Below are 8,550 nucleotides of genomic sequence, written 5' to 3' on the forward strand. Positions count from 1 at the left end.
TAACTTTGAACTAGATCCCTAAATCCTTCATAAGGATAGGACAATATGTCCATAGTGTCATTTTAGATGGGACATAAATACGCGGCAAAAATATTGAATTTGTAAAGATTTGCGCTAGATCACGCTTAGGCAAGTCGTTTTCAGTTTCGGGAATAATAATTGCTATGCTTTCTAATGTTGAAGCAAGTAAATGCTGCCGCTCAGTCCATCAATTAAAGACCCATTAAGAGGCTATCTCACTTATGACTCAATCTGTTTCAGCCACATCTTTAACGCGCGATGCGATAAAGTTTGTTAAAACTAATACTCAAGTACCACTGACCATTGCAGTTAAAGCTGTTAACGAACAAGGCGTAATCGTCGATAAATTTGTTGCCTGTGAACGCCCATTAACTGTCTATTTAAATTGGCGTCCGATTGTGACCTTGATGACATTAGGCGCAAAACCTGAGTCATTAACCCTTGGTTATTTAAAAAACCAAGGGTTTATTAGCGATTTAAGTTTATTAGAGTCAGTTATTGTTGATTGGGATGTCAGTTCTGCTGCGGTGATCACCAAAGAAGTATCCGAAGATATTGAGCAGAAACTAGCCGAAAAGACAGTTACGTCCGGTTGTGGTCAAGGCACTGTTTACGGAGGATTTTTACAAGGATTAGATGACATAAGTTTACCTACTCCATCGCTGACACAATCGACTATTTATCATCTGCTCAGCAATATTAGTGCTTACAATGAAACCTATAAAAATGCAGGTGCAGTTCATGGTTGTGGAATATGCCAAGATGAGAAAATTTTAGCCTTCGTTGAAGATGTAGGACGCCATAATGCCGTCGATACTTTAGCAGGCGATATGTGGTTGGATCAGCAATCAGGACACGATAAGATTTTCTATACTACCGGTAGGTTAACATCAGAAATGGTGATCAAAGTCGCCAAGATGGGCATACCAGTATTACTGTCGCGCAGTGGCGTGACTCAAATGGGTTTAGACTTGGCTAAGCAAATGGGCATCACCTTAATCGCTCGCGCCAAAGGCAGACATTTTCTGGTGTATCACGGCTGTGAGACCATCACATTTGATGCCATCAAAGATTAACGCCGTAATGTAGACCATTGTTGACGTAACGCTGGGGTTAAAAAACTCCACGCTAAAATGCGTGTGGCTTTATTACCTTGTGTCATCTCAATGGTTTTTACCTCAACAGCGTTTACCTGTTTGAGTAATTGATAACAAGGTTTAAGGTTTTCTGACTTTGATACCAATGAGGTAAACCATAGCACTTGGCTGGCATAGTCGCGGCTTTGTTTAATCATGTTGGCCAAAAATTTCTGCTCACCACCATCACACCATAACTCGGCTTTTTGACCGCCAAAATTAAGCGTAGGCTTAACTTGGCTCACGGCGAGTTGACTTGATTGTTGGCCATGCTTTTTCTGCTGGCTTTTAGCTAAATTGGTGACTTTACGTAATGTACCTGCCGATGCTTCAGCCAAAGAGCTATGAAACGGTGGGTTACACAAGCTGACATCAAACCGTTCATCTGCGCTAATGATACCCTTAAATATATGCTCGGGTTGTTGCTGTAACCTTAACTGTAAATAAGTTGAAATTTGCGGATTTTGTTGGGCGATCTGGTCCACATTGTCGATAGAAACAGGGTCAATATCCGATGCGACAAATTGCCAACCGTAGCTTTGAATCCCTAATAATGGGTAAATACCATTGGCACCCGTACCAATATCTAAGCAACGAATACTCGCCCCTTTAATTACCTTGCCATTAACGGCCAATAAATCAGCAATGTAATGCAAATAATCAACACGACCAGGCACTGGCGGACAAAGATACCCATTAGGAATATCCCAACCTCGGATATTGTACTCACTCAATAATAAAGCGGTATTGAGACATTTTACCGCGTGAGGGTCGGCAAAATCGATAGAGGCGTTACCGTAAGGATTTGGACGAACAAAAGCGGCCAACTCGGGCACTGCGATTATCAGTGCGTCAAAATCATACCCCTGTTTATGGGCATTACGCGAATGCAACGCTTTTGACAGCACAGGTTTACTGGACGCTGCTGAGGCGGAATGTCTTTTAACAGCAGGCTTGTTTGGCGAGCGCTTAGTCATATCAGGATTTGCTCGCTGCAACTGCGTTATTGAACGAGCCATTAATCATATAAATATTTAGTAAAGAGTAAGTTAACCACAATAGGACGACCGACTTCTTGTTCCATTAAGCGGTTAATCATCTCATAGCATTCACGGCGAATTTCCTCACGTCCAGATAAGGATTTAACCTTTTCTTCCGATTGATTACCTAAAATCTCAACGATGGCCGAGCGAAGCAAAGGATCGTGATGCTCTAAGCTCATTAAATCATTAGGATCTTTTACCATCAATTCAACACTAATTTTAACAAAACCTAACTTTTTACGATTAGAAATATAGTTAGTAACAATATCAGGCTCAAAGCCATAATATGCATAATCTTCAACAGCAGGCTCATCTGCAGCATGGACATTAAATGCCAAACAACACAGCATAACTAACGTTGAAACCAATTTTTTCATAGTGAGATAAACTCCGTCGATGTGGAACGTTACTTAAATTAAGCTATATTGCTCACTCCCTTAGGAGTGTTTGCTCATCTTTGACATGATAGACTACTGCCGTTGACATATATTGTAACGAGTTTTAAATGAATGTGACCAGTACTAGCTTTCCTTATGGTGAATCAATTCATTGGTTTTCGCCACAAAAAATCGACTCATTGCCCCACAGCCAACTTAAAGACTGGTTATTAGCGACCGGAAGTTTAACCAAACGTCTTAAGACGCACTGTAAACTCTTCGAAGTAAGAGTGTTAGGCGAGCATTTACTTCAGCCTCTAGCAGATGAATTCCCCACTCAAACAGACCCAGTTTGGATCCGTGAAGTATTATTGTGTCTTGATGGCATCCCATGGGTATTTGCCCGCACGCTGATCCCACAAATCATTCTAGACTCACAAAACAAGAATAATGGTCATCAACCTAATGATTTCACCCGTCTTGGCACTCGTCCATTAGGTGAATTATTATTTAATAGCCCAGACATTACTCCAGGCAATATTGAAGTGGCCCAGTTTGAAACCTGCGGGCGTTTAGCTGCATTAGCCACCAGCTTAAATCAAAAAGTTAGCACTAGCTTATGGGGCCGTCGTCGCTATTTTAATCTGTATGGTTCACAACTGATTGTCAGCGAGATTTTTCTGCCTGCGGCGGTCGAATACATCAATCAAAGCTGAACAAGATTAACTCAGCCTCACTCGGCGATCTGGTATCGTTAATCTAAAAACGCCCTTGAGGGCGTTTTTAGAGGGTGATGATTAAACCCGCTTACGTAAAAAGCCGAACAAGCTCAGCATCAATATAGTTAGCCATCCCAAACTGCCACCGCTACTGCCATTGTCTGTTGTCGTTGTAGACGTAGTAGCTGTAATTATTGGCGAGGACACCGTTATAACTTGATTAGCCGTCACTTCATTACCAATAGAATCTGTGGTCACTAATGTAATGGTATAAGTCCCTGCGGTGTTATAAGTATGGCTTGGATTTTCAACCGTGCTACTACTGCTATCACCAAAATCCCACAAATAAGTCAAATTACCAAAACCTTGCTTAGACATATTAGTCAGCGCTACTGTTAGATCGGTTTGATTCAAGGTAAATGCAGCTAAAGGCTGAATCACCACTCTTATCGTGTCAGTTGCGGTGACAGTATTACCTGCCGCGTCAGTTACCAGCACACTGACAATATAGTCTCCCGATGCTGAATATGTGTAGCTTGGTGCAGTATCGCTACTAGTGGCATTGTTTTCCCCAAACGACCATGCATAGCTGTAATCACTGCCACCGCTGACAATCACATTAAAGCTAACATCGGCACCTGAAGCTTGCACTTTCATCTCGGCAACTAAGGATACTGGAGGCAACTCGCTGCTATCAGATAAGGCAAACTCAAGGGTTGCAGTGCTGCTGTCGCTGGCTTGTTCAGTGATTTGCATGGTCAATCCAAGCTCTGGCAATATCATACCGGCTTGTTGTTTTAACGGCGCACTGTAATCGCGATTGTCGTCAAACAGAGACTCAGCGGCTAGGTGGCTGTCACCAACATAAGAACTTTGTGGATACAAGCTAAATGCTGCGTCGCGAATTTGCACATCAGTCCGCTGAGCACCAATCAAATTTTGGTCTGCATCGACGACACCAATTAAGCTTTTACCTGAGTGGTCTGAAACATTATTATCATTTTGGTTAAAATTTTCTAACCACAATAATACTCCCGGTTCATAATTGTCATAAACCAGTCCGGCATCTACACCTTGATGACTGCGTAATTGCACTATGTAACGTCTCGCTTTACCAGGAAGACTATCTTCAATACGGCTAAAACCAGACAATGTCGCCATACCATCAGCCTCAGCGCCATCAATATAAAACGCTGAACCTTGGTTAATTAACTGAATATCATCAATAGCCATACCATAATCGCCAACAGCTTCATCGGTTTTATAGACCACACTGATCTGCACATCTCGGCCGGCATAAGCACTCAAATCAAAGTTCATGTTAACCCAAGCATCTAAACCCGCTGCGGTACTAATGTTGCTCGATTTTCCGCTAATAAAGTTTTTTACTGCTGGATAAACGGCATTAGTTGAACTGGTGTAGTTACCTTCTATTGCTACGCTATCAACCAGAACTTGTACATAATCATAATCATCTTCAATATCCCAGTGAGCTTGAAATGATAATGCTAACGGCGTATCTAATGGTAATGACACATTGAACGACATGGCATTATTCATCATGTCACCTTGACCTGAATAATACTGATACTTACCTGTTAATGGCGCTTTAAAGGCGATATTTTCAGCAGGCAGCGCAATCGATAACTGGTTGATGGCATCACTATTTACTGCATGATTTAGCTTTACCGCAGTGCCACTACTGGTTAAATTAGCCAATGAAATATGCTGTTCATTAACCCACTTACCTTTGTACTTTTGTTGTAAAAAAGATTTTGCATAAGGGCTAAAGCCACTCGGTTGAGCCCCAGCAATACTGCCAGTCCAACTACCACCAGACATTAATGACCAAGCTCCTACAGGTGAACCATCGCCACTGTTAGTGGTGTCATACTCATCAGGCAAGCCTAAATCATGACCAAACTCGTGAGTACATACACCTGCTGCAGCATCGATAGGTTGTACTGTGTAGCCAAATACCTTTAAACCACCTCGCCCAGGAATAACATAGCCATTGGTGTTGGAATCCACATAAAATCTGTGCGACCAAATAGCATCATCAGCTAACACCCCACCACCTGCTTCTTCACCGATACTAGAATGAAACAACATTACATGGTCGATAATTCCGTCAGCTTCATCATAATTACCGTCGCCATCGATATCAAAAGGGTCTTCAATGTCATAACTATCTAGCTCAGCATCGGTCATTCCAACGACAGCTTTCGTGACCGCCTCTTTGACGAGCTCAGGCACTGCATTATCGTCATCATTGCTATTATTACCGCCATAGTATGCGGCGTCATGATCTGCTGTGACCCAATCTCTTACCTCTCCGGTAAAGTAGAAACTGTTACCCGATACCGCCTGAAAATACTGATAAGCCGATTGTAAAGTTTGGTTACTTGGACCTGCAAAACCGTTTTGTGAAAATAACAGTTGTTGATAATGTGCTGCTGGGTAGCTGCTGTAATACATGTCGCTATCGCCAGCCTTTAATTGGTTGGCATCATGAGGTAAATCTGGAAAGTCTACCAACACAGCTAAAACCTTTACCGTTTTGGTAATATCTTGATCGGCTAATACTTTGTTATTTGCAGCGGCATATTGCGCACTTTTAGTGTTTTTTTGTGCTGCACGTTTAACCCGCAATTGTTCAGCTTTCACTTCAATCGCTGCAGGTTTGAATGTGGTGTGACGGCCACGGCTCACAAATGCGTCCACTGCCGCTTGTTTTTCAACATCACTGGCATCAGCTGCCACTTCACCACGTTTAATTAACCAGTACAGCACTTGCTGTTCATTAATCAATCCACCATCTGCTGGGGTGCCTGTTTGCGGAGCCGCAAGTGCTGCCATGCTGCTACATGCCAGTAATAACGTTGAAACAATTAACCCTTGATATTTGGTCAACTTACTCATTTTAACTTCCCTGTGTTAAGTGTTGGTTTGTGACATTTTTCAAATGCTTTTTGACGTTTGGTGATGTAATCAGCAACAATTTTATCGACTTGTACTTGGTCCATATCGGCGGTGATGAGTCCTTTCGCGCGCAAGTTTTCAATTAATTTAGTCCTATCACGTAAAGGCGGCATAGCACTTGGACCACAGTCTTTAATTAATGGTTTAGTTACGGCTGCTTGCTCGTCTACGTTTGATGCCACCGATGGATTTTGACAACCTTGCAAGGTCATAAAAGCCAGTCCCAGCATGACGATAATGTATTTCATAATTCACCCCAAACAATAATCACATGACATTAACAGCTGCAACCTATGGGTTACAATTAAATTAGACATTCTTTAATGTAAATGTTCCCGTTCGCTTAAAAATTAATATAAACGATGATTTATTCTGCTTCTAAAACAAAAAAGCCGACCCTATTAGGTCGGCTTTAACGCTCTACGAATAACCAGTACTAGGTAGACAGATTGATTTTTAATCTTTCGAACGAAGTGTATAGTCTGTAAAACCTATCGAGAAATAATGGCTTAATTCGTGGCGGAATTAATATAATTCGATATCCCATCAAGTAACATTTGTACCGAGATCATCACTAAAACCATCCCCATTAACCGCTCTACTGCGATTAAGCCTTTCTCACCAAGTATGCGAGTAAACAACTTGTAAAACATTAAAATAACCGCACTCATTCCCCATGCTGAGACCAGTGCGATGGTCCAATCAATCATACGACTACTATCTGTGTGCGCCAGTAATATTAATGCCGCCAAAATAGATGGTCCTGCCATTAATGGGATTGCCATAGGGACAATAAAAGGCTCTTCCCCGGCGGCTAATCCAGCAACACCGCCTGGCGATGGGAAAATCATTTTAATCGCGATTAAGAACAAGATAATGCCGCCCGCAATACTCACGGATTCAGAACGTAAGTTGAGAAAGTTAAGGATAGCTTCGCCAGCATACAAAAAAGACAACATAATAATAAGCGCAAACAATAGCTCACGGATTAAGACTTTACGACGTTTTTTGGGGTCAATATGACGTAATATGGAAGCAAATATAGGTAAATTACCTAGCGGATCCATAATCAAGAACAACATGACAGCTGCAGAAAAAATATCCATGGACAACAATCTTTTAATTAAAAAACATAGGCTACATTGTATACCTAACAGCACAATATTTGCGATGCAAACCACTACTTTATTGCTAATCGTAAGGTGATCGTCGTAAATGATTGCAACAAATACCCCCGAATAAATAGCCGCACCACTACTACCAAAGTTATGATCTAAAAAACTTTTTCAACCTCATGCCCAAAAACGCGATCAAAATTAGCCCCCTCTTTAGGTAAATTTTTCAGCTTAATAGATTCACACGCTACAATACTGGTTTAAAATGATATACTGCGTTGTTTTTTTCGATTGATTTCTGGATAACATGCTCTATCTAATTGCTAGTTGTGTTGCACTGCTGTTTGGGCCACTTTTTTATCGCTTCTTCGCATCAGGTAGCGGATTGCAAAAGGGCTTAGATGGGTTCATTTTTGTCTCTCTTGGCGGATTAGTGCTCATCCATATTTTGCCTGAGCTATTAGAGCATGGTGGGTTCATCACGCTATTGTTTGTCATGCTCGGCATTTGGGGACCAACAGCCAGTGAAAAGCTGTTTCATCGCTATTCAGATATCACCCATAACATCACTCTCACATTAGGTATTGCCGGGCTCCTGTTACACACAGTGACCGACGGTGGAGCCATGGTCTTAGCGCAACAGGATGGCAATTCAACACTGCTGGCCTTAGGCGTGATCATGCATCGCTTACCTGTTGGTGTCGCCATTTGGTGGTTACTCAAACCACAGGTGGGTAATCGATGGGCCAGTGCTGTATTAGCGGCAATGATGATATTAACCAGTGTCGGCTACTTTGCAGGTGAACACCTATTAGCCCAGTTGAGCCTTGAAAATACCGTTTATTTGCAAGCCTTTGTTACCGGCTCAATTTTACACGTGGTATTACATCAACCTCATGGTCATCAACAAGAAGACAAGCAGGGCAAATATCAATACCAAGCCGGTATTGGCAGTTTATTAGGCTTAGGATTATTAGCGCTACTGCTATTGATGGATACTGGCGGCCATGAACATGCTCATCAAAATCATGGTTCAGAGCAATTTATGAGTTGGTTACTGACCATTTCACCGATTTTATTAGGCAGCTATTTTATTGCTACGGCTCGATTTGCATCTGGTTTACGCCCCTCTCATCCGTCCTTGGGACTACGTTGGT

At 42.0% G+C, this 8,550-nt stretch carries 7 protein-coding genes and 1 pseudogene; 3 read left to right on the forward strand and 5 right to left on the reverse strand.

The features are described 5' to 3' along the window. The first annotated feature begins 242 nt into the window (after positions 1 to 242). Positions 243 to 1,097, forward strand: a complete 855-nt coding sequence (locus H5185_RS11260; RefSeq protein WP_124017773.1) for a formate dehydrogenase accessory sulfurtransferase FdhD — start codon at positions 243 to 245, stop codon at positions 1,095 to 1,097. Here H5185_RS11260 and rlmF read toward each other — a convergent pair. After that, positions 1,094 to 2,176: a 23S rRNA (adenine(1618)-N(6))-methyltransferase RlmF gene (gene rlmF, locus H5185_RS11265; RefSeq protein ID WP_182742115.1), complete on the reverse strand. Its 1,083-nt coding sequence runs from the start codon at positions 2,174 to 2,176 to the stop codon at positions 1,094 to 1,096. The two genes, H5185_RS11260 and rlmF, sit on opposite strands and share 4 nt — an antisense overlap. Then, the gene (locus H5185_RS11270; RefSeq protein WP_124017775.1) at positions 2,176 to 2,577 is read right to left on the reverse strand and encodes a flagellar basal body-associated protein FliL; all 402 of its coding nucleotides are present in this window, start codon (positions 2,575 to 2,577) and stop codon (positions 2,176 to 2,178) included. The genes rlmF and H5185_RS11270 overlap by 1 nt, the downstream gene beginning before the upstream one ends. Before the next feature lie 128 nt (positions 2,578 to 2,705). Here H5185_RS11270 and H5185_RS11275 point away from each other — a divergent pair, with 128 nt between their 5' ends. Continuing rightward, positions 2,706 to 3,293, forward strand: coding sequence for a chorismate lyase (locus H5185_RS11275; RefSeq protein WP_182742116.1), 588 nt, complete (start codon positions 2,706 to 2,708; stop codon positions 3,291 to 3,293). An 81-nt stretch (positions 3,294 to 3,374) separates the two neighbouring features. On the opposite strand, the gene H5185_RS11280 is transcribed toward H5185_RS11275, so the two are convergent. From H5185_RS11280 to H5185_RS11290, 3 genes are all read right to left on the reverse strand, one after another. Continuing rightward, positions 3,375 to 6,218, reverse strand: a complete 2,844-nt coding sequence (locus tag H5185_RS11280) for an immune inhibitor A domain-containing protein (protein ID WP_182742117.1) — start codon at positions 6,216 to 6,218, stop codon at positions 3,375 to 3,377. Next, positions 6,215 to 6,526 carry a hypothetical protein gene (locus H5185_RS11285; protein ID WP_182742118.1) on the reverse strand — a complete coding sequence of 104 codons (312 nt, stop codon included), beginning with the start codon at positions 6,524 to 6,526 and terminating at the stop codon, positions 6,215 to 6,217. Before H5185_RS11285 ends, H5185_RS11280 begins: the two co-directional genes overlap by 4 nt. A gap of 261 nt (positions 6,527 to 6,787) precedes the next feature. Continuing rightward, the gene (locus H5185_RS11290; RefSeq protein ID WP_124017779.1) at positions 6,788 to 7,384 is read right to left on the reverse strand and encodes a YhgN family NAAT transporter; all 597 of its coding nucleotides are present in this window, start codon (positions 7,382 to 7,384) and stop codon (positions 6,788 to 6,790) included. A gap of 316 nt (positions 7,385 to 7,700) precedes the next feature. Here H5185_RS11290 and H5185_RS11295 point away from each other — a divergent pair. After that, a pseudogene (locus H5185_RS11295) lies at positions 7,701 to 8,550 on the forward strand (metal transporter); the annotation flags it as partial.

This window comes from Shewanella sp. SG44-6 (genome assembly GCF_014164185.1).
Lineage (GTDB): Bacteria > Pseudomonadota > Gammaproteobacteria > Enterobacterales > Shewanellaceae > Shewanella > Shewanella vesiculosa.